This is a genomic window from Nocardia sp. NPDC049149, from assembly GCF_043197455.1.
Lineage (GTDB): Bacteria > Actinomycetota > Actinomycetes > Mycobacteriales > Mycobacteriaceae > Nocardia.
In genome coordinates, this window is record NZ_JBICTD010000005.1 from 569,215 (window position 1) to 592,728 (window position 23,514).

The 23,514-nt window shown below is 64.8% G+C and carries 14 protein-coding genes; 5 read left to right on the forward strand and 9 right to left on the reverse strand.

Annotated elements, in window-relative coordinates:
- Positions 1-49: 49 nt before the first annotated feature.
- The 4 genes from ACGFNJ_RS23120 to ACGFNJ_RS23135 all read right to left on the reverse strand — a co-directional run bounded on the left by ACGFNJ_RS23120 (position 50) and on the right by ACGFNJ_RS23135 (position 5,233).
- A complete protein-coding gene (locus tag ACGFNJ_RS23120; protein WP_393451656.1) occupies positions 50-367 on the reverse strand; it encodes a hypothetical protein in 318 nt (105 codons plus the stop codon).
- Positions 364-2,313 (reverse strand): hypothetical protein, encoded by a 1,950-nt coding sequence (locus tag ACGFNJ_RS23125; RefSeq protein ID WP_393451659.1) that lies wholly within the window; start codon positions 2,311-2,313, stop codon positions 364-366. Before ACGFNJ_RS23125 ends, ACGFNJ_RS23120 begins: the two co-directional genes overlap by 4 nt.
- Before the next feature lie 140 nt (positions 2,314-2,453).
- A complete protein-coding gene (locus ACGFNJ_RS23130; protein WP_393451661.1) occupies positions 2,454-3,272 on the reverse strand; it encodes an ESX secretion-associated protein EspG in 819 nt (272 codons plus the stop codon).
- Positions 3,269-5,233, reverse strand: coding sequence for a hypothetical protein (locus ACGFNJ_RS23135; protein WP_393451664.1), 1,965 nt, complete (start codon positions 5,231-5,233; stop codon positions 3,269-3,271). The genes ACGFNJ_RS23130 and ACGFNJ_RS23135 overlap by 4 nt, the downstream gene beginning before the upstream one ends.
- 76 nt (positions 5,234-5,309) lie before the next feature.
- On the opposite strand from ACGFNJ_RS23135, the gene dtd reads away from it, so the two are divergent.
- On the forward strand, positions 5,310-5,741 hold the full coding sequence (gene dtd / locus ACGFNJ_RS23140; protein WP_393451667.1) for a D-aminoacyl-tRNA deacylase: 432 nt from the start codon (positions 5,310-5,312) through the stop codon (positions 5,739-5,741).
- A gap of 22 nt (positions 5,742-5,763) precedes the next feature.
- On the opposite strand, the gene ACGFNJ_RS23145 is transcribed toward dtd, so the two are convergent.
- Genes ACGFNJ_RS23145 through ACGFNJ_RS23155 form a run of 3 tightly spaced genes read right to left on the reverse strand, consistent with a single transcriptional unit; the run spans position 5,764 to position 9,565 of the window.
- On the reverse strand, positions 5,764-7,032 hold the full coding sequence (locus ACGFNJ_RS23145; RefSeq protein WP_393451670.1) for a hypothetical protein: 1,269 nt from the start codon (positions 7,030-7,032) through the stop codon (positions 5,764-5,766).
- Positions 7,026-7,853 (reverse strand): ESX secretion-associated protein EspG, encoded by an 828-nt coding sequence (locus ACGFNJ_RS23150; protein ID WP_393451673.1) that lies wholly within the window; start codon positions 7,851-7,853, stop codon positions 7,026-7,028. Before ACGFNJ_RS23150 ends, ACGFNJ_RS23145 begins: the two co-directional genes overlap by 7 nt.
- Complete coding sequence (locus ACGFNJ_RS23155) at positions 7,850-9,565, reverse strand: hypothetical protein (protein WP_393451676.1); 1,716 nt, start codon at positions 9,563-9,565, stop codon at positions 7,850-7,852. The genes ACGFNJ_RS23150 and ACGFNJ_RS23155 overlap by 4 nt, the downstream gene beginning before the upstream one ends.
- A gap of 349 nt (positions 9,566-9,914) precedes the next feature.
- On the opposite strand from ACGFNJ_RS23155, the gene ACGFNJ_RS23160 reads away from it, so the two are divergent.
- From ACGFNJ_RS23160 to ACGFNJ_RS23175, 4 genes are read left to right on the forward strand one after another with little or no spacing between them, the layout of a single operon-like run.
- Positions 9,915-10,418, forward strand: a complete 504-nt coding sequence (locus tag ACGFNJ_RS23160) for a YbaB/EbfC family DNA-binding protein (RefSeq protein WP_393451679.1) — start codon at positions 9,915-9,917, stop codon at positions 10,416-10,418.
- A 9-nt stretch (positions 10,419-10,427) separates the two neighbouring features.
- Positions 10,428-20,138, forward strand: coding sequence for an alpha/beta hydrolase (locus ACGFNJ_RS23165; protein WP_393451682.1), 9,711 nt, complete (start codon positions 10,428-10,430; stop codon positions 20,136-20,138).
- Positions 20,139-20,153: 15 nt separating this feature from the next.
- Positions 20,154-20,510, forward strand: a complete 357-nt coding sequence (locus ACGFNJ_RS23170; protein ID WP_393451685.1) for a hypothetical protein — start codon at positions 20,154-20,156, stop codon at positions 20,508-20,510.
- Between the two features lie 10 nt (positions 20,511-20,520).
- Positions 20,521-20,835 (forward strand): hypothetical protein, encoded by a 315-nt coding sequence (locus ACGFNJ_RS23175; RefSeq protein WP_393451688.1) that lies wholly within the window; start codon positions 20,521-20,523, stop codon positions 20,833-20,835.
- A 94-nt stretch (positions 20,836-20,929) separates the two neighbouring features.
- Here ACGFNJ_RS23175 and ACGFNJ_RS23180 read toward each other — a convergent pair whose 3' ends face one another.
- Positions 20,930-21,253 carry a hypothetical protein gene (locus tag ACGFNJ_RS23180; protein ID WP_393451691.1) on the reverse strand — a complete coding sequence of 108 codons (324 nt, stop codon included), beginning with the start codon at positions 21,251-21,253 and terminating at the stop codon, positions 20,930-20,932.
- A gap of 54 nt (positions 21,254-21,307) precedes the next feature.
- Complete coding sequence (locus ACGFNJ_RS23185; protein ID WP_393451694.1) at positions 21,308-23,491, reverse strand: hypothetical protein; 2,184 nt, start codon at positions 23,489-23,491, stop codon at positions 21,308-21,310.
- Between the last annotated feature and the right edge of the window lie 23 nt (positions 23,492-23,514).

Consider the following 23,514-nt stretch of genomic DNA (forward strand, 5'->3'; position numbering starts at 1 on the left):
TCTTTCGGTGCTCTCTGCGCTGACGGTCAGCGTTCTCCGCACGCTCGGCTCAGGCGGACCGACCGAACACGGCGGTGTTGTAGTGCTCCTGACCGTCCAGATGCGCCGCAGCCTTCACCTGTCCCTCCGCGATGGCTCCGAACGTCGTCGCCATGGTTTCGGCGCCTTTGGTCAGGCTCTCGCGCGCGGGCAGATATCCCTTCGCGAACTTGTCGCCGAAACCGTCCTTGCCCCAGGCGGTTCCCGCCGCGACCAGCGATGTATGCAGCCTCTGCATCGTGTAGCCGATGCGTTGTTCGATACCGGCCGACAGTTTCGCCGCCGCGCGCAACTGGTCCGGGTTGACGGACACTTCGTTGACCATCATCGCTCCTTCTCGATATCTGGTTCGTCATCACACATTTGGGGATCCGGCTTGGGTGGATGCTCGTGATCGGGTGGCAGCCAGTCCTCGGCGGTCGGTGCTGCCGGTGCCTCGAACCCGGCAGGCATCGGCCCCCAATCGACGATCAGCTTGGGTCTGGTCTTCGCCTTCATGTCTTTGCCTGGACCGAGGTACGGCGCAGTCGGTTCGGCACGGGAACTGGCCTGTGGCGGTGGCGCATCCGTGCCCCCACCGACCGGAGCCGCGCCGCTCGGCGACGCCGGACCGGCTTGCGGCCCCACCGGACCAGCTGGCACTGTCACCGAATTCGGCAGTCTGCCAGCACCACTCGACGTCGGCGCGGACCCTGTCGCGCTCGGCGCCGGTGCCGCGGTCCCGGTGGGCGTCGGCACTGCGCTCGCTGGCCCGGGGCTGCTCGGGGTGGCCGGACGCAAGCCGCCGTCCACCGAGGACGACCACGAGGTCGGCGGCGTGGTCCCGCCGCGTGGCGTCGTCGAGCCGTCTGGACCGCTGACATCGCTGCGGGCGGTGACGTAGGAACTCGAGCCCGATTCCGACGACCGCACCGAAGCGGAATCCGAACTCCGCGTCGGTATCTGCGATCCGGTGTCCGACGTGCGGGCCGTCACGAAACTCCGGTCATCGGAACTCTGTGAGCTGGCGGACGACCTGGTGGTCGCTGAACCCTGCGACCCGCCGGGGGGCGTGGATCGCACGCTCTGCCCATCACCAGCGGCCGAAGACACACTATGTGTACGCGGCTGCGGCCCGTTCGATGTCGGGCCCGGCGCACTCACGGTGTGTGGCACCGCGGTGGACCCATCGGCCGTGACTGGAGTTCCTGCCCTGCCGACCGGCGCCGAAGGTGTCGCCGCCACAGGTGTTTTCACCGCCGGCTTGGCAGCCCAGAAAAACCGCCTGGGATCGTTCTTGGCAATCGTGCCCATCGATGCCGCACCGCGCGCCCCGCCCACCAGACCGCCCCTGGCCATGCCGCCCACCCATCCGGTCGGCGAACCGAACGAATCCCACGATCCCGTGGCGACACCCACCGCGACATTGCCGACGGCCGAGCCGACAACACCCGACGCCGCGCCGATGAAGGCGCCGCGTGCGGTCGGTCCGCCCCACACCCCGGCGACTTGCTTACCGATCGCCTTGTCGAGCCCGAACCCTAGATACCGCGCAAACTCTCGCGAAGGCAGCGTGCCCGCCAGCGAGGCGAATGCCGAGACCCCGAGCTGCCTGCCATCGAAATGCCTGCGATGCCCCGCCGCCATCTGGCCGAGCTGCACACTGCCGTCCAACGCCATCGAGGTGAGCCCGGTCTCCAGGAACTTCACGCTGTACACACCGATGCCCTTGGCGGTCGGCAACACCAGCTTGCCGAGCGACAACGCTTGGAAGAAGTAACGCTTTTCGCCTGCCGCGCCCAAACGCGCTGCCAGATTGGTGATTTGGGTGACCAGCCGGTCCTCCAGCACCCGCAGGATGGATCGGGTCGTCAGGATCGCCGCCTTCTCCGCCGCGGGTGCGGTCGGCGGGAACACCCACGCCCACAGCAGTTCCAACGCCAGCCAGGTCAGCGAGATGATGATGTTGAGCTTGGTGGCTTCCAGTTCGGTCCCGGCATCGAAGGCGGAATCCCCGATCGTCTCGAACAGCTCTGCCAACGACTCCACCGACTGGTCTCCGGTGCGCAGCTGATCGAACCTGGCGCCCATCGCGGCCCGACCCGCTCCCGAGAGATACGCGTCCATGGTGGCGCGCTTTGCCACGTCGATCTCGGCGAGCAGCGCTTTCAGTTCGCCGCCCGCCGTGTGCCAGGCGTTCGCGATCTCCCACATCGTGGTCTCGTCGCCGTCCGGCCACGACGAGCCTGCGACCCAACCGAGCCAGCGCAGTCCCTCCGGGAGCTCCAGCCCCATGCGATCCCACCCGTCCGCCTGCCGCTACGACGTGATCAACCACATCGCATACGGGTGAACTCGCGGTGTCTCCGAACGGAATTCGGCGTCGCGATGCATCAGTTCGGCATCAGCGCACCATCACCGTTTCCCGGTGCGCACTAGAACGATCGGCGGCGATACTGCATAGATTCGGAATCGCCAGTTTCCCAATGTGTTTCGAGACGTTCGACCATCACTTCGATCCCGTCCTCGATCAGGCCGATCAACCGCCGGGTGCCGATCGGAATGGCGACCGGATTCTCACCGAGTGGAATCACGTAGCGGCCGTCGTCGAGCATGTCTCGCCACAACATGGCCTGCTCGAGGATGCCACGCCGCCCGAACTTCGATTTGCCCTGATGAATCGTGATCGCACCGGTGGTAGTGGCAGGCAGCCCGAGGAACTCCATGCTGTGCTCCTGTGCCGAATCGACGGCATCGGCCACCATGGATCTCGACTGCCAGTAACTGTCACCGGCGCGCGTGGCTTCGACGACGATCGGCACGCTGCCGCGCTGCCCGGCCTTGACGTCAGGCAGCGTCGCGACGACCGCCGCGGGGATGCCGCGGGCGCCGCAGTCGGTGATGGTGAAGCCGCCACTGTGCGAGAGCGTTTCGCCGGGCAGCTGGGTCACCACATAGCCGCGCGCGCCTGCCCGCGCGGCGCGCACCCGGATGCGCTTCTTCGGATTCGCCATGTCCGCGTCGTCCCACCCATGCGCGATGACGTAAACGTCAGGCACGTGCAGTGTTTCGATGACCTTCCCGAGGAAGCTGTCGGTGCGGATCCGCTCCCACACCTGCACCTTCTCGCGTTCGTAGTCGTTGTGGTACTCCGTACGACTCATGAAACTGAGCGGTTCCGGCATCAGCTCGCCGGTGTAGCGCTCCCACAGGACCTTGAACTCCAGGTCCGTAATGGTGATGGTGGCGTTCATTGTTCGGGCTCGATCACTGCCTTCATCCCGGTCGGCAACTTGCCGAATCCTTCCTCCAGATGTTTCTTGGAGTCGAGGTACTTGGCGCGCTTGTGCTGACCAGCGTCCTTACCTTGCGCTGCCCCGCCCATCGGCGCGCCGGGCGCCATCCCCGGGCCTGCCATACCCGCCATGGGGGACCCCGGCACCGCGGACACCGTTGCCCCTGCGACGCCAGGCAATGCGACCCGAGGGAACAGTTTCGAATTCTGATTCGCCGCAAGCGGACTGCTGCTCGACACACCGGGGCCGCCACCCGCACGTCCGCCAGGCATTCCGGGCAGACCCGCGAGAGTCTTTGCGGCCTTCTCCTTCTCCGCCGCCGCCTTAGCCGCCAGATCCGAACGCGCCTTGTCCGCCTGCGCCATCGCATTGAGCGCCTGCGTACCCGGCAGACCTTGCGCCGCAGCTCGAGTTGCCGCGTCGAGTCCGTCGGCGCCCGCGCCGATACCACCCTGCTGGCCGGGGTCGAAGGGCGAATTCCCGTCCGGGAGAGGCACACCCGGGGGCAACCCACCAGGTGGAAGGACCGGCGGCTTCGGCACCGGTGGACCCCCGATTCCCGGGCCGGGACCGAGCGACGGCGGCTTCGGCACGCCCACCTTCGGCGGTGGCGCGCCGCCACCAGGCCCGGCGCCTTTGCCGAGGCCACCGCCGGGCCCAGCGCCGAGGCCGGGGCCTGGCCCGCTGCCGAGGCCACCGCCAGGGCCGCCGCCTTGGCCTTTCATCTTGTCGAGCAGGCTCTTATAGAAGTCATCGGCGGTGCTGCCGGTCCCCGGCCCTCCCGTGCCAGGACTACCGCCGCTGCCGTCGTTGGGCTTCTTGCCGCCGCCAGGTCCGCCGGGCGGGGTACTGCCACCGCCCTGCCCAACCATGGGATCGCCCAGTTTTGCGAACAATGTCGCAGCGTGGTTCATCCCATCGATATAATGACTTTTGTACTCGTTTTGATATTTCTCCAGGTCACAACTCGCACGAGGGTCGGTGGCAGCCGGTTCCTGCGGCATCGCATTCATGGTGGAATGCAGCCACTGTGCCGTGTAGTCGAGATTGGCCGCCATGGCTTTCATAGGCTTGAACAGATCGTCGGTAATATTCTTGTACCGAAGTACCGCCTCAGCAGCAGCCTTGGCCCCTTCGCCCCGCCACTTCTCCTCGGTTGCCTTCCTCAATGCATTATTCAGCGCATTTCCGGTGTCGAACACGTTGTCGGCTGCCCATTTCCAGACAGAGCCGACATCCGCCACCTTGTTCGCAATAGCGCTCTCCGTCACCAACGCGGTTTTATCTGTGTGCCCACCACTCTTGGTCCAGGTGAAACTGGTTTTTACCGTCCGCGGTCCACCAAGTGCCACACCCAGTCCATATAGCTTATCCCAATCCAGACTATTGCTGGTTTCCGGATTGACGGTCACAGAATCACCACCCGACGCCGGCGGTTTATCCGGAATCTTCGTTTCAGGACTCTTATGTTTCGTCAGATCAGGTCCAGGGAGGTTCCCAGGTGACTTATTTATCGTGATATCGAGGCTCTTGAGAGCATCCGCGTTCGCCTCATCGATCTCCGTGTATGCCTTACCGGCGTCGAGGAAACCCTGCGCGAGATCGGTCAGAAGTGTGATATGCGAAGTCAAGATCTTGGCAAGAGATTTGGCCCTGTCGTTGAATGCGTCCTGCAGGTGGGTAGATGATTTCAGGTTGCCGAACGGAGGTAGCGCGGATGCCTTGTCCTCCACCGTCTTGCGAATAGCCAAGAGATTGCCGATCGCAGTGTTGGCGGCCTCCGCGCACTCCTTGGCGACCGTGGGGTCAACCCTGAGCAGCCCAATCTTGGCCTGTCTCTTGAGCTCGGGAAGACTCAGGTCCGACTTCGGTGGTTCTTTCGGTGGTTCCTTGGGCGGATTCTTGTCGTCAGCAGCCATCTCGATGCTCCTTCGATCCACGCACGTGCGCAGGCCCCGCGCATCTTTCGCACCTAGCGGATGACACACTCGCGACATGCGAGTACTTGTGCAGCGGGTCACGGCGGCGCGGGTGACCGTCGGCGACGAGGTCGTCGGCCGGATCAACCCCGCTACCCAGGGTCTGGTCGCCCTCGTCGGCGTCACCGAGGGCGACACCGAAACCACCGCGAAGACGTTGGCGGACAAGCTCTGGCGGCTGCGCATTCTGGACGGCGAACGCTCCGCCGCCGATCTCGACGCCCCGATACTCGTGGTCAGCCAGTTCACGCTGTACGCCGACACCAGCAAGGGTCGTCGACCATCCTGGTCCGCTGCCGCACCAGGACGGCTGGCCGAGCCGCTGGTTGACCAATTCGCCAGCACCCTGCGTGAATTGGGCGCGACCGTCGACACCGGCCGCTTCGGCGCTCATATGCGCGTCGAGCTCGTCAACGACGGCCCTGTCACGCTGATGCTCGAGTCGTGACCAGATGTCCGCGCGGTCATCGCTAAGCCGCATCGCGACTGATCACACCGGCGAGCGAAAGCTGATACCAGGCTTTGGCGGCCGCGAACCGGTCATCGGCACCGAGGACCTTCGCCAGCAGCTCGCGAGTGACACTGCCGCTTTCGGCGGCGCTGAGCAGCGCCGCGACCTGTCCGCGCTCCGCCGGTAGAGCGGTCGACACCACATCGATCACGGTGTCGGCGGTCCAGATACCCGGCACCGCATCGCTGATCTGCGCCGCGATCGGCGACCCGCTGTGCTGCCAGCCGTCGCCGTCCCACCAATAGCAGAAGGAAAGCAGTCCCTGCTGCGCTCGCACGTTCAGGACCGGGTCCGCGACCCAATCCGGAGCGCCCCCATACAGTTCGGGAAAGTCGCGGCCGTCGTTGTACGCCGCGTCCAACGCCGCCGCGTTGGCGGTGCCACCGGACAGGACCGCCCGGCCACCGGGCAGCACATGCAGTGTGCTTCCGCCGTGCGTGCTGCCCTCGAACCAGCCCGTTGCCAACAGCATTCGCGGACCCCACCCGGAGCCAGCGGCAACGAACGCCGCTGAGATCACCGCCCAGCGCGCCCACAGCTCCGGCAACGGCGGCAACTCGTCGGTGCGAGCACACCTGCCTTGTTCGGTCATGGCGTGTTCGGCCGCCTCCTCCGGCGAGCGCAGCTGCCTACCGGTCTGATCGAGATACGCCCCGAGCCACACCGGCACCCGCTCGCGCGGAAAGGCTTGCAGGTCCGCCTCATACGCCTCTGCGGGCAGCCGATCATCGGCCGGTATCGGCTCGTCGCCGTAGTCGTAATCGACGAACAACTCAGCGGCAGCAGTGAACCGCACCATCAATCGCCACCAAGGTCGGCCGGTCAGCTCGGCCGACACCGTGCGATGCTCGTGTGCCAGCTCGATCACCGGCGTCGGCGGCTGGGCCTGCACCATGGTCTCGTCGGCCACGGTGAAGTAGGCCAGCGCCGTCCCGCCCGCGACAGTGAGGACGAGCAACACATCGAGGTGCTGCCAGTCAGCCGGAGCCTCGTTCACGAATTCCGTGGCGATTCTGCGAAGTAGGTCCTCCGAGTGCATCGCCCGCTCGGCAAGATCGGGAGCCACGACCGCACCGGCGCCGGCCGGGCTTGTACCTTGCTCTGCCGCGACGTCGACCAGCTCGGCATCGCCGCCGAAGGCCAACGTGAATGCCACATCGGGGGACGACCCGCCCAGATCATCCGGGGCAACCTGCTCACGGTACCCCTGCATCGATTGATTCACCACGTCGGCTCCTGCCCTCGCTGCGTCGATCCCACCGTGAACTCCTCTGATTCCCAATGTGTTTCGAGTCGGTCAATCATCAGTTCGATGCCTGCGTCGATGAGGCCGATAAAGCGCCGCTTTCCGGTGCCGATGGCCACCGGTGGTTCCTCCGGCCCGATCACGTAGCGTCCGTCGTCGGGAAGGTCGCGCCATTGCAATACCTGCTGGCGAATTCCGCGCGGACCGTACTTCGACCGCCCCTGGCGTATGGCGATCTCGCCGGTGGTGGTGGCCTCGATGGCGAAGAACTTCTTGCTGCGGGCGGCGAGCGTCGCCTGCCCGTCGTCGGCCACCTGTGCACCCCACGGCCCCGCGTTGGGATCCTCGACCTCGGGAACGACAACGGTATTGCGGAGCTTGCCTGCCTCGACGTCGGCGAGCCGCCCGACCAGATCTGCGGCAAGGCCGCGCGGATCGCACTCGCTGACCGTGTAACCGCTGCTGTGCCATACGGTTTCGCCGGGCGATTGCGTCACCACATAGGCGCGAACGCCGGTCCGCGCGGCGAATATCCTGATCCGCTTTTCCGGATCGTCCATGTCCTGATCGCACCAGCCGCGCACGCTCACGAAAACGTCAGGGCTGCATACGGTTTCCATCGCGCCGACTACCTCGGCGGTTACCTCGCCGCGCATCCGTTCCCAGGTCTGCTGCTTTTCCGCCACATAGTCGTTGTGCAGCGGGATTCGGGAGGTGTAGGTGAACGGAACGGGAAATGGGTAGTCGGAGTGCCGCTCCCACAGCACCGCGAATTCCAGATCGGTGTACGACCACGTCGTCATGACTCGATCACCGGTCGGACGGCATCGGGCTCGATCCCGAACTCTTCGAGGAACGGTTCGTCGAGGAACTTCGCCGGCTTGGCGCCCTGCGCCTGCACCGACGAGTTGTGGCCCGCTCCGCCCGGCGGCATGACTGGCATGCCCGCGCCCGGTCCGAAGGGCATCCCCGGCATGAGCACTTCACCGGCCCTGCCCGGAATCGATGCTCGGGGAAAGGCTTTCGCCTTCAGCTCCATCAGACTGGGCTTCGCCGGAGGCGTACCCCTGCCGTTCGGGCCACCTTCCTTGGGGGGCTCGCCAGGACCAGGTCCGACACCCTCGGGGAGTTTGAGGGCGGGCAGTGCGGCCTTCAACGCGGCATCGGCCTGGACTCCGGCCTGAATCGCCTGGCCGACCATCTGCACGCCCTGCCCGAGCGCGGTAAGCAACGGCGCGATCAGATTCGGGACTTGGGGACCTAGTCCTGGGACATTGCCACCAGGAACATTGGGGTTCGGCTGCCCGGGAAGCCCGGGTTTCGGAACCTCCGGCTTAGGTTGAGTCGGGTCAGGTTTCGGAATCTCCGGCTTGGGTTTCGACGGGTCGGGTTTCGCAGGATCGGGCTTGCTGCCCTCGCCAGGGCCAGGGCCGCCCTTCTCTGCACCGGCGCCGCCTTTCGGACCGGGACCGGGGCCGCCCTCTGCACCGGCGCCGCCCTTTTCGCCGTCACCGGATCCGCCCCCGCCCTTACTGGGGTCGCTTTTGGCACCGTCGCCCTTTTTGTCGGTGGGGCTCTTACTACCATCGGTGCTCGTAGTTCCGGTACCGCCTAATCCTCGCGGCTGCGGGATATGGGCGAACGATTTATCGGACGTTTGGATTCCGGGAACATATACCGCGGTGAATTTGTCACGAAATGACGGAAGCAGCTTTTCCTGATCGAGGACGGGTGTCGTCAGCATCGGCGCCAGCTCCTTCTTCAGGTAACCAACCCACTCCGCGGTGTACTTTGCATTGACGCTCAACATCTCCAAGCTGTCCCCCAGCTCATTCTTGACTCCAGCGGCGTATTCGGCGGCCAACTTGCGGGCCGCATCCCCGCCTTCACCGCGCCACCTGCCCTCGGTGCGCGCGATCTTATTGCCAAGAATTTCAGTCTTCGCGCCAGTGTCCTCCTTGACTTTGGCGAAAACTTCACTCACCGTCATCATCGGGTTCATATCGCTAGCCACTTGATACGCGACCAGCTGACCCCAGTCCAAATTGGCACCATTCTCCGGGGAAATAGTTGGACTGTCTGTACGGCCGAGTTCCTTCGGCGCCAGAATTTGCGGAACCGTCGGAGCCCCACCTTCCCTGGTGAGCCCCTTCTTCCACTCCAGCGGAATAGATCTCGATGGATCAGGCTTGAGCGAAATGTCGGTCAGGGCTCTCAGGTCGTGCTCCGAGACATCCTCAGCGGCTGCGTACGCCTTACCAGCATCAATGAACTTTTGCCCCATGCTGGTAACGAACGTGATGTGTTTACCCAGCGTGGTACCGAGCGTTTTCAGCTTCTCTTTGAACTTCTGCTCCAACTGGTCGCCGGAGTGCAGATTGCCGATGCCGTCGACCGGATGTACCGACTCCACATATCGCCGAATCGCGTCGAACTCTTTGATCAGCTCCGCGCAGGCAGCGGCACAATCCCTCGCTACGTTGGTTTCCAGCTCGAGCGTATAGGAACCACCCACGTCAGCCCTCCGATACCGTTGCGGCGCCGTCGATCCTGGATCCCGGACACCTCGACCGCCGCAGTTCAGATGTCGCGCACTCGGATTCAACACCACGGTCGATCACCCGCGGATCACCCGCGGATCATCGAAAGCTCATGCCCCTTCGGAAGAGTCCCGCCACGGCGAAATCACCGCGACCCGAGCATCATCTGCGCATCAGCAACCCGTCATGTAATCGCATAAGCCCAGGAAAACCCCCGTACGCCAACGGTTCTCGAAGCTCCCGCCCGAGGGGAGGACACAGGTAACCTTCCGAGACCAGGAAGCCGACCACGCCGTAATGGCCTCGATGTCGTGGAGGATTGACATGGCCAACGAAGCGGCAAAGGCGAATCTCGCCGACCTCTTGGACAACGTCCAGACGCACCTGCGCTCGATCGGCGATGCCCACCAGCGACGGGCGCTGCTCACCGCCAGTGCCACCGCCTGCGAGAAGCGGATCGAGGTGACGGTCAACGCCGACGGGGTACTGATCCAGACCCGATTCGCCGACGACATCAGCGATCTGAGCTACGACGAGATCGCCGAGGCGATGACCGAGGCGGCGCAGGCCGCTGCGGCGGAGGTCAAACTCAAGGCCGAGGAACTCTTCAAGCCCCTGCAACGCACCCGCGCACGGCTGCCCACCTTGTCCGAGATCATCCCGGGGATGGCGGACCTGCCGGAGCTGACCCCCAAGCCGGTGCCTGCTCCGACCTCACCGCCGAACGCCGAGGATCGCCAGATAGTCGACACTGCCACGGAATTCGAGAACGTCGAGCAGCTGCGGGGTTCGACTCCCCGTCCCTCGCTCGCCGACGACAGCTGGTAGTCGCGCGCGATGACTATCACGATGCCGCCGTGGCTGGAGTGGGTCAGCTACCTGGCGGGTTCGGAGTGGCCGGAAGGCGACGAGGATCAGCTGTTCGGCCTCGGCGACGACTGGAAGCGCGCCAGCAGTGAGCTGCGCACCATCATCCCCGACCTCAAGAAGGCCGCCGACATCACCCTGCTGTCCTACGACGGCGACGGCGCCGACGCGATGCGAGCCGACTTCGACACCTATTTCAAGGGCGACACCTCCATCGAGTCGCTCGCCAAAGGTCTTGCCGATCTGGGCGACTACGTCAGGAACTGCGGCACCCAGATCGAGTACTCGAAGCTGCAGATCATCACCACGCTGGCCATCACCGCCGCCGAAATCGCCTGGGCGTTGACTACTCTCTTCGGTTCGGCCGCGGTGCCCGCGATCGAGACGGCGGCGCAGATCGCTGCCCGCAATATCTTCCAGCGGATGCTCGACGCGATCCTGCGAGTAGGCGCCAAATTCGCGAGCCAATCGTTCATGAAGAAGCTCGGAATCACGGTCGTCGTCGAGACCGCCATCGGCCTCGGGCAGGAACTCGGGATCCAGGCGTACCAAGTCGGCCGCGGCCGACGCGACCACATCGACTGGAAACAGGTCGGCATCGCCGCAGCCACCTCGGCAGCCGGTGCGGCCGTTGCGTTTCCCGTCGCACACGGGGCAGGCACGCTCATCAACAAGTGGGCGGGCCCACCGAAGAGCATGTGGGGCGCTGGATTCCGCGCGGTGGGCGCCGCGGTCCCCGCGGGCCTGGCGGGCGTCGGCGGTGGGTTTATCGCGGGCGGGATCCTCACCGGCGAATGGGAGTTCGATCCGCGCATGCTTGGCGGCGCGATCGGCGGTGCCCTGTCCGGCGCAGTCTCCGGTGTCACCGAATACCGCAACGCACCTCGACCCGGTGCAGGCAGCACCGGAAGGGCGCCGAACGGCAATCCCACCAACCCGCGGTCCCTCGCTCTGCGCGAGCCACCGCCGCCGTACGAAGCACCACCGCCTTCGTACCAATCCCTCATGGCCGCACCAAGTTCGGATACCGCTCAACCCAGCGCTGCCAGGCCGATCCCTCCGTCGAGCACGCCGACATCCCCCGCGGGCGAGCACCGCGCGGGCACCTCTGCCCCAGCGGCGATCAGCGATGGATCGTCGACCCACCCGAACTCAGGCAGCCAAAGCTCGCACGGCACAGTGCCGTCCGGCTCGGCGACGACTGCTCCGGTGTCGGTGCACCACACCAACACGACGACCACCGCCCCCGTGCCGCACAGCGGCGATATCGGCAGGCCGAGCACACCTACCGCCCCCGATGCCAGGCCCGCAGGCGCTGACCCGGGGACCGGAATCCGCCACGCAGGCCCCGCTCCCGACATCGGAAGCCGCCACCCCAGCCCGACTCCCGACACCGGAGCACGTCAAACAGGTCCGGCGTCCGACACCGGGACCGGAGCCCGACCGGCAGGCACCGCGCCCGAAAGCAGAACCGCCGCACCGTCGACGACCGGCCCGCGGACGGGTCTGCCCGGCGACACCGCCAGGCCTGGGATGACGCCGTCACGCGCAGACAGCGTTGCCGACGCGCACGCCCTCGGCGACCGCGCCGCCAGCCCGCTCGCCGCAAAGTCGACGACCGAGGTACCGACGCCGAGCCGGCCCGACACCGAACGGGTTGTGGTCCACGGCAACTCGCCGTCATCCGGGGCGGTCACGCACCCGGCGCCCGCACCTGGCAACACCCGCCCCGGTCTGCCGGGGGCAGGACACGCCGCACCCGATCCGCTGGCTCAGCGGACAACACCACTCAACGACGGATCAACCCGCCCGATCCCTCCGTCGGGTGAACGTACGGGATCCAGCCGTGCGCAGGATGGTTCGACGCCACCGCCGGACGGCGCCGCCGCGCTGCTCGACCGCACTCGCGACCGCACCGATCGCACCGACCGCACTGACCGGCCTCGCCGGAACGGACGGGCCGCTGCTCCGGAGTCGACGGACACGTCGTCGCAAGCCACCCAGCCCGACACTGAACTCACCCGGCACGACGGTGCACCCGATGACGCTCGCTCGCTACCCATCGACGAGACCGGACCACGCCCGGCCACGGATCCACCGGCAGCGCCGGCGAGCGATCACTCCGCAGTTCGCACCGAGGATTCGCAGCAGCTCAACGGCATTCAGCCACCGGCAGGCAACTGGAAGCCGATGCCTGAGAACGGCGACGGCGTGTTCCATGCCCTCGCCGAAGTCATGGGTCTCGGCAAGGACGGGCACCTCGACCTGCGCGCCAGGCTCACCGTCGAACTCAACCTGAATCGCGAGTTCTATCGTGCGGACTTCGGCAATAAGCTCGAAACCACACGTCCCGAACGACTCTGGAACGACCAGGCGATCGAAGCCGAGTTCGACCGCCAGCTCAACCAACTCATCCGCAACGGCACCCACAACGAGGCAGCCGACTTCGTGATCCCACTGGCTGCCCGCGTCTTCGAGCTGAATCTTGTGGTGCTGCATGCCGATGGCAGCATCACCAGCCGGCACGACGGTTTCCCCGGCCAACCTGTCGGCGTGCTGTACCGCGAGACCGCCGACAGCGGGCACTACCGGGTCGCCGTCCACCCCGACGGCACTCTGGCCACCGTGTCGACCGACCACTGGATCCACACCCGCACCGTCGATCCCGCGCCGCCGACCACCGACGAATCCGCTCTCAACGAACGCGCCGATCTCGACAAGCCCGTTCCCCCGCGCCCCGCCGACCTCGACGAACCGACTCCCCCACTACCTGACGACCTCGGCAACCGCGTTTCGCCACGCAGCGGCGACCTCGATATCCCGTTCCCGCCGCCACCGGCGGACTTCGATATCCCCGTCTCGCCTGCCGCTGCCGACGCAGCGGCACCGCCCTCGATCCGACATGTCGGCCCCGAACATGCCGCCGCCTCAGTGCATCCAGCCGAAGCCGACGCGATACCGCGGCAACCATGGCCGGACTCCGGCGATACCACCAATCGGCCTGCACCGGAACATGATTCCACGCGCCCGGACCGGCATTCTCCCGGTACCGAACCCACTGAAGCACAGCAACAGCCGACAACGACGGTCGAGCCGATACCGCCCTCGTGGGTCGACCACGACGCCAGTCGGCGCTGGTTGAACACTCTCGAAGCGCGCTACAACCGCATCGAATCCCTGCTCGCGCTCAACGAGGCCGAGCTGCCTGGGAGAAAGCTGCTCTACCTCGGTGGCGACGCCGATATCGAGCACCCGCTGCTCGCTACGCGGGCCGAACACATCGTCCTGGTCTCCTTCGACCCCGCGGCACAGGGCGACAGCGCCAAGCGCACAGCGCATTTGGACAGCATTGCTGCGGTGATCGAACAGCGCGTCAAGGCTATGATGCGCGGCGATCACCAGCTGAGCGTCGAAAAGCGCCAGGACAGCGCCGCATTCACGGTCTCGGATGGGACGCGCACTGTACAGACCATCGAGTTCATCGCCAAGACCTACGACGAGTTCGTCGAAACACATTCCGAAAAGTTCGATTTCGTCATGGACAAGGACTCCTGGTTCTCCGACTGGAAAAGCGACCGTACCCAGGTTTTCGATACCGTCGCCGAACTGCTGAGGCCAGGCGGGCATTGGATCGGCGGCCACAACATCCTCCACGAGCCAACCCAAGGCTTCCGCGACCGCACCGAAGAACTGATCGGACATCACAGCGCGGACTGGAGCGGCGGCCAGCTACGCGTGCGCGAATTCACCGGCGCAGCCGTCATCCACGCGGTGCCGGAACCGGTGTCCGCAGATACCTCTCCACTGTTCGACTCCATCAGGGAATACCTGGAAACGACCGGTTCCGCGCGCACGCTGAGCGCGCGGAATACGACCGTCGATCAGGACAACTTCCAGAGCTTCTTCTACGAGTTCGGCATGTCGTACGCGATCAAGCTCGCCGAAACCACAGTCAGCCAGCACGATGTCGACAAGTTCATCGGAGCTTTCAAGGACTGGTTCGGGACCGGCAAGAACAATTTCACCCCAAGCGACGCCGATGTGCTCCACCCGATTCTCGAGCATTTCGAGGACTACGGCGTGACGATCGCGGACGACCGCAGCGCAGGCACGCCGGATTCCACCTCGTCCACGACAGGCGACGGTAGTACCCCACGACCGCCGACGAACCTCCAACCGAGCTCGGCTGCCCCGAATCTCGTGCACACCGAGGTGCCGAGCACTACCCGCGAAACCACCACGACGCACAACGAACCGACATCGATCCCTCCGACACCACACCTCCCACTGACCGACGTGGACACCACCGCACTCGTCGAGCACTGGCGCCCGCTGCTGGAAAACCCCTCCGCGCAGCCGATCTCCGCCGCGAAACGGCACGCAGTCACGGTCGCGAACGAGTGGAAGAGGTTGTCCGCAGAGCAGCAGAACGCACTCATCGAGCACCTGCCACGCGCCGTCGGCGACAACCAAGGGATCCCGGCGGCCGACCGGGACCGCGCGAACCGTTCGGTGATCACCCGCCAGCTCGACGAGCTCCGCGCCAAGGACCGGCTCACCCCCATGGAGCAACGGCAGCTGCGCAACCTGGAGGACACCCAGCGACGCCTGACCGGGTTCGATGAGACGGCACGGAGCCTGGCGACCAAGGGGGCGGTCACCCCACCGCCAGTGCACGTACTTCACTACGACGCAACGGCTTTCAATGGACTGGGCCGAGCAGTGATCAGCATCGGCAATGTCGACGCCGCACACTCGGTATCCTGGCACGTCGGCGGCGTCGGCAACAACGTACTCAAGCTCGGCAGGAAGTTCGGCCAGGCGGCCGACCACTATCTGCAGACCCTCCGCCATCTCGAACCAGGCAAGACCGCAGCGTCAGTGGTCTGGCTCGGCTATGAACACCCACAACTGCCCAAATTCGGCAAGATCTTCGACAGCCTGCACGATATCGCCACGCCTTGGCTGGCCAAGAAGGGCGGTGAACTACTCGCCCGCGACATCGCCACCTTCAATGCTGTCCGCGGAAACGCCAGGGGGGCAGGCACTTCGGCGGAGCATACGAACTATCTGTTCGCCCACAGCTACGGCAGCACCGTCACGGCCTACGCTGGCGAGGGCGGTCGCCTTCGGCGTGAGGTCGGCGCCATCACGCTGCTCGGCTCGCCCGGCGCGGGCCCGCTGCAGCATGCGAGCCATTTCGGCCTCCGCGACAACAAGGTCTACGTGGTGTCCTCGGCATGGGATGTGTTCACCCAGCTCGGCACCGGCAGGCAGGGCTTGCGCAACCTGATTCCCCTCTCCGGCCTCGGCATCGACCCGTCCATCCAAGGATTCGGCGCCGCACGCCTGCACACCGGGTATCTTTCGGGCTGGCATTCGGCCAACCCGTTGGGGCCGCACGCGAACTACTACAACTTCCACGACGCCGACGGCCACCGGCCGACAGGGTCGCTGGACTCCTTCGCCAAGATCGCCGCGGGTCTGGCACCGGATATCAGTAAACTCGGCCGCCGCGATGCGGCGCCGATCGTCGACCCGACCCGTCCCCGTCCCGAACGGATCACCCAGGCGCCGAGCGAAACTCATGGCCTCCCACCGACAGACCCGGCCAAGGGACCGCATGTCGGGGACACCCCCGCCGAGCAACACCAACCCACCGGCCCGACCGACCCCGAGTACGGCGAGTCCTACTTCGGCGAGGATCTGCTCACGAAGCTCGGATCCGAATCGACCGTCGGCACCACGGATCCACAACGAACCGCATTCTCCGAGGAGGGGCTTCGGCCGCCGACCCTGTCGGACGCGGAGCTGTTGCACAATCTCGCGCCCGCGGATCGGACGGCACGACAACCCGCCGTCCCTGTTCACCTGCGCGGCAATGAGCTCACGCTGATCGATGCGGGTGGCCAGTTCGTTCGCCTGCCGGACAACTCCACTCTGCATGCCATCTCTCATTATCAAGGCACCCAGCATTTCTACGATGTGCTGCCGAACTCAGGACCGAACGGACGGTGGGTGCGGCTGCCAGCGGAGCTATTGCACGACTTCACTTTCCAGTCCACCACCGGAAATCTAGGCGTCCTCACTCGGCAGGTGTCCGGCGGCGGAACCCGGTTCATCGACGCGAATACGAACGCGGTCGTGCACCTGCCGAGCGACGCGACCTACGTCGCGAAACCCGAGTCGGGCACGCTGAAGTGGATCAAGGATCCGAAGGATTCCTGGTGGCATCTCGTCAATGCTCCGAATGACGCACTGCCCATGCCGATCACCGCCGATCGGCACAACGATCCGCTGTTCGGCCCTGGCGGACCGAAGTCGGAGGACGTGCGTCAGGGCACCACCGGCGACTGCTATCTGCTCGCCGACCTGATGAACCTGGCCACCCACAACCCGGACTTGATCACCGAGATCATCCACGACCACGGCGATGGGACCGTGAGCGTCCGGTTCATGGTGGAAACACCGGACGGGCCGCCGCGACCGGAGTGGGTTCGGGTGGAAAAACAGATCTATGTCAGTCCGGACAGCGGCCGGGGAGCTTTCGCGGGACACGAACCCGGCGGTCCACTGTGGCCTGCGATGGTCGAGAAGGCGTACGCGCTGCAGTTCGGAAAAGGGTTGGGATTCCACGGCATCGACGGTGGTCTTCCCGGAGAAACCGCAGGTAAGCTCGGCAAGGGTTTCTACCTGCGCCCGGACGGCGGATTCACACAGCCAGTACGCTCTACCGACGACTACGAATTCCTGCGCCCCTTCGTTTTCGATGTCGATACGCTGCACGAGCAGATCGGCGGCGATCTCGAATTCTCCCGCCAGTTCGTGGCGGCGTATGACGACTGGGTCCTGCGCACGCACGAGCTGCGCACTGACACCTGGGCGGAACTGAACCAGTTGCATCCAGGCGATGCCGACACCGCTACACGCGAGTACAGGACATTCCTCGGTACCGAGGATCTCGGTACGCCAGAGGGCTTTCGAGGCTATCTCGATGAGCGGTTCGGTACCCGATGGCCCGCCGAGCGGAGCCGTGTCGAGGAATTCATGCGCACCGCGTTCGGCGGTGACGCGCAGGACCGGCATATGGGCGCGTTCACCGTCTTGTCCGAGTCGATCGGTCACCGTATCCAGTACGCATTGGACCGCGGCACCACGGTGACACTCACCACGCACCACTTCGGCGCAGGTCGCGAAAACACCGAGATAGTCCCGGGTTTGGTCGGCGGTCACGTGTATTCGCTCGTCGGCATCGAGCACGACGCCAATGGGCGGCCGATCCGGGTGGTTCTGGAGAACCCGTGGAACCACAATGGTGACCGTCCGCAACCCATCCCCGGCATCGAATACCGAACCCATCCGGACGGATCCGTCTATGGCGTGAACAGCGACGGCACACGATACCGCCAGGACAGCGACGGCACGCTGCACATGACACGCCCCGACGATCTCCGATTCCGCCAGGACCCGGACGGCACCCGAACCTGGACGGAGCCGAACGGGTCCACGATCCGAGAGAATCCGGACGGCACCATCGACAAGTATCACCGGCTGAGCGGAATCGGCCCGGACCCGACCGTGCAGACCCGCCAGGGAATAATCGCGGTCGACCTGACACATATGCCGAAGTTCGCGGCCATCGGCATGCACGGCGCCGGGGCGCACGGTCTGTACGGACCGGCCAAGCACCCCGACGGCACAGTGATCACCTCGAGCCACGTCAACGTCACATCGACGACTCCAGAACCACCACATCCGAACACACTGCACACCGATGCCGATCACACCGCCATCGCGCACACCGACGATACGAACTCACCCGCCACCCACGAGTCGATCATCGCCGGTGTCAATGAATGGACGAGTTCCCGCAGGGGGTTCAACAATCCGCAGTACACACCCGCGGAATTCGTGGCACTCATCAACGAAGGCCACGCGCTCGGTCTCGACGATCGGACCATCGGGGACCTGATCAAAATCGGATCACGCGCGGAGAAGGCCCTCACCGCAAGCGAACTGACCACGCAGATGCAGAACTGGGCGAACGTTGTCAGCGAACGCGGCTTCCCCTACAAGTTCAACGACCTCGAACACTTCCAACGGTTCAACAACGATCTCCTCGGCGAACTCACCAGGCAAGGGTTGCCCACCGAAACGGTGTACATCCAAGGATCCTCGCTCCGTAAACCCACCGCGCAGGACGTCGACCTCGCCGTCTTCATCAATCAAGAGGACTTCGACGGCATTCTCACCACGTATTTCGCCACCAAGATCAGAACCGTCGCGGACAACGCCGTAGTCCCGGTCCGTGGCCTCAATCATGATCAACTCATCGACCTCGCCAAGCGAATCAACGCCGACCCCGACGCGTACAACTCCAACGCTAAAGGTTTCGCCCGAGCGATCGATGTCGGCATCATCAACTCCAAGCACGCGTATTCGCGCGCCCTCAAAGACGTCGCCAAGGCGATCATCGGCCGGTACCCCGAACTCCAGATCGACACCGTCTCCTTCCTCATCCGGGGCGGCGACTTCGACACCAGGCCCGCCATGCAGGTGTCGCCACACATCGCCTTCACTCTCGATGACCCACCCATCAGGCCGGCCACCCAGCAGCCGATCACTCTGCACCCCGGCACCAACGAGTCCAGTTCAGGCACAACCAGACCGGATCTCACGCGTCGCGCCGCCACGTCGCCGCAAACCGGCACACCGAACCAGCACACGCCACAGTCGGGAATCCCGAACCAGGAACCCATCGAAATCCGCTCGCGGACCGGTGAACCCGTCTTCGAACAGCCGCCGACCACCCAGCAGAATCCCACGCATGCCGACATCGCGACCGACGAGACCGCCACACACCCGGTCATCGAACACCCGACCACCCACGAGGAGATCGTCGCCAGGGTCAACGAATGGACGAATGCCCGGGCCGGATTCAACAAGCCGCAATACACGCCCGAGGAATTCGTCCAGCTGATCGACAAAGCCCGCGCGCTCGGCATCGATGATCGAACCACCGAGGATCTCATCAAAATCGGCTCACGCACGAAGAAGGCGCTCACGGCTGCCGTTTTGGCCGAGCAGATGCAGAACTGGGCCGAGGTAGTCAGTGTACGCGGCTACCCCTACAAATTCACCGACCAGGCAGGCTTTCAGAAGTTCAGCAACCAACTCGTCAGCGAGTTGACCAAAGCGAATATTCCGACCGACGCCGTCTACGTCCAAGGATCTGCACTCCGCACACCCGAAGCACAAGACGTCGACCTCGCCGTCTTCATCGACCAGCACGCATACGACCAAAAGCTCATCTCCTACTTCGATGGAAAAATGAAGACCATCGCAGATGGTATGAACGTCCCCCTCACGGGATTGAGCCACACCCAACTCGCTGAGCTCGCGAAAGACATAAAATCAACCAGAGAAGCAGCGGACAAGAACGAGGGCGACAAGAAGTACAACGCCAAATCCAACACCTTCGAACGGGCATTTCACGTCGGCCTCATCAACTCCAAGAACCAGGAAGTGTCCGATCTGAAAAAGGTCGCAAAGATAATCAAAGGAGCGTATCCGGAACTCGCAATCGATACGATTTCATTCCTCATCCGAGACGGCGACTTCGACACCATGCCCGCCATGCAGGTAATGTCTCGTCCCACATCGAACCAATCGGCACCGTAAAAGCGAGGACAGTTCATGCAGAAGGTTTCATTCCAGGGCAGCATTAACCGCGGCAACGCCACTGCCGTCCAAACGGCACTGTCGTCCTGGCTCGATAGCGACCTGACAATGAAGGTCCACTACGCGGGGTTCGAGACCACCTTCGAGGACGACACAATCAGCATCTACTGCTATCAGGCCTACGCCGACAACGACGTACTGTTCCTCCTCGAGGGCAGCATGCAGAGTGAACTACCCACTGCCGCAGCAAAACTCGAGTCTCTCGCACAGATCTGCCGAGAAAGCCAGCTCGACTGCACCGTCGACTATTCGGAAGTCGACGAAGACGACGACCCGATCAGCGACGAGTTCACCATCCGATCCACCAGCTAGGAGACACACCATGGGAAAGATCGTCAGGTTCGACGTCGATGGGTTCCGCGCGGGCGCAGCCGGTTTCGAGGCATGCGCCAAGAAGACCGAGTCCATCGTGAACCGCTTGCGCTCCTCCATGGAGAGCCGCGGAGCGTGTTGGGGCGACGACAAGGCAGGCCACGATTTCGCCGACGGCCCGAAGGGCTATCTCGCTGGCCGCAACAGTCACCTCGGCTCGCTGGACACCAACGTCAAGCGGATGACCGAACAATCGACGGAGATGGACAAGGCGCTGAAAGCCCTCGCATCCTCGGAGCAGACCAACACCAAATCGTTCACGTAGCACCAGACCGGCGCCGAGGCGCCGGTCCCGCAGCAGGGTCGGAATTACCCGACATCGCAACGGGTTCACGGCGCAGCATGAGGCGATGCTCGACTTATTTCGCCCCGAACCCGATGGCGGACCCGACGTCCTGTCCATCCATCATGTACGCAGCCTTCGTGATTCCGGCGGTGAACTCGAGGAGCGCCTTGGACAGATCGTCCACGGTGTCCCGGAGCGTCCCCGCCACGCGCAGGTACCCGTGCTCGCCCTCGGCGAACTCCTTGCCGAATTTGTCTGTGCCCCAAGGCTGTCCGGCGGCATCCAGCGCACCGCACAATTCCTGCAGAATCCCTCGCACCGAGTCACGCATCTCTGCGGTGATCGGCACCACCTGGGTACGTAACAGTTCCGGGTTGACGTAAATCCTGGATGCCATCGTCTGTTTCTCCTACTCTTTGCCTGCCGGAATACCGAGTCGACCCGGTAGCGGCTACCCGCTGCCGGGAGTGCCCGTCCAGCAATACGGTTCAGGCATCGGCACATGGTCCGGCCATTTCTTGGGTCGCGTCTTGCCTTTCAACTCACCGCCCGCCAACGCCGTCGACTTCGTCACGGTCTCCCCGTCCGGTGTGACCTTGTGTGCGGTGCCGTCGTAGTCGATCACCCACACCGAGCCGTCCGCACGGACGACCTGCACCTTGCCGTCCGGCAAGACAGTGCGCCCCGGAGTCTGCGGCGGAGTCCCTTCCGAAAGCGGCACCGGAACAGGATGTGTGCCTTCGCTCAGTGACGGAGGACGAGTACTTGTCTGCTCCGGTCCATCGGATGACGAGGGGCCGCTCGAGTCGCGGTGCGCTGGGTCGCGCCGTGCCGAATCCGGGCTGTCACTTCGACCATGGTCGACCGGCCGGACCATCTCCTCGCTCGCAGGCGATGCGGCGTGGGACGGAGATTCCGCGACCGGCGAGTGCGGGGCCTGGGCGGTCGCCGACGGCCCAGCGTTCACCGGTTGCGCGTTAGTGTCGGCCGCGACCGGCGAGTGCGGGCCGCCCTCAGCGGCTCTCGCCCCTGCGGGAGACGTCCCGGTGGGTGTCGTTGTCCCGGGTGTCGTTGCCCCGGTCGATGTCGTCGTCCCGGTCGGTGTCGTCGTCCCGGTCGATGTCGTCGTCCCGGTCGGCGTCGTCGTCCCGGTCGATGTCGTCCCCGTCGGCATCGAACCTCCCCGCGCCCCAATTGCTTCCGCGCCGGTCCGGCCCACATCCGACGAACTGGCGGAACTGATTGGCGGCGATGGGCGTGAATCTGCCCCGGCCGCATGCGGGTTCACATTCGGCCCACCCTGCGAGCCATACGCCGAGGCAGGCGTGGCCTCGGATGCACCGGTGACCGACGGTTCGGCAGCCGCACGGCTGGCTGGCGTCGGTGCCGAATCATGCGCGCTCGCAACACTCGCGCGCGGCGAGTCCGCGCTTGAATGTGCCACGCCCCCAACAGGTGTTGAGATCTGAGGACTGTCGGGCCGTGCACCTTGCGTTGGCAGTGGTGCAACATCCGACGGTGTCGCCGAACTGCCCATCGGCTGCAGTTCGTGGGTATCACGCGACGGCTGTGGTATCGCACCGTCACGCACCGGCGTCATGCTCGAGTCGAACACGCGAGAGAATGGACCCAGTTTCCCGTCGGCCGGCGCCATCTTCACCCCGAACCCACCGCGCGCCGCACCGACCATGCCACCGCGCACCATGCCACCGACCCAGCTTTCCGCCGAAGTCATCGCGCTGGCGCCGACTATGGGCGCAAGGACAGCGTTCCCGAAGAAGGTACCGACGGCACCCGAAACAACACCGGTGGCAGTGCCTTTCAGCATGTCACCGGTCATCGGCTTGACGGTCGCCCAGCGGACGCTGTCACCGACCTTCGGTGCGAAGGTCTTTCCTGCCAGCCGGTCGAACCCTCGACCGACCTGACGCGCGGACTTGATACCGGGGTAGGTCCCCACGCCGGAGGCGGCCATCGAAATCAGCGTCTGCTTCCAATTGAGCTCCTTGCGGGTGCCCTTGGCCAATTGGGCGCCTTGCACGACGAGATCGAGGCCCCCCGAAATCAACATGCTCTCCGGGATTTTCATCGCGTAGAGGCCGAGGTTCTTGACCAGGCTGGTGCGCACACCCACCTTCTGGGCGAGTTGGCTAGCGAGCGCGACAACCTTCTTCGCTAGTTCATCCTCCAACGTCCGCAGAAAACTTCGCGTCGCAGCGACGGCGGCCGCCTCGGCCGCCGGTGCGGTCGGCGGAAACATCCAGGCCCAAGCGATTTCGACAGCAAGCGCGAGCAGCGAGACGATGATCGTCAGCTTGGTCGCTTCCAGTTCGGTTCCGGTGTTGAAGACCGCTTTCGATACCTGCAGCAGATGTTCGGCAAGCCGGTCCAACGACTGATCGCCATGCAGGAGTGCGTCATAGGCCGCGGCGATCGCCCGACCGCCCTCACCTTCCCAGGAGCGCTCGGCGGCTCGGCGCGCCATCAGCACCTGATCCGTCAGTGGCCGCACCTTGGTGCTCGCGCGGTCCCAGGCGCGCGCCAGCTCGAACATCTTGTCTTCGTCGCCATCGGGCCACGCCGCGCCCGCGATCCAGCCGAGCCAGCGCAGTTCCTCGGGCAGATACAGGCTCATCGCGCCACCGGCGCACACCACAG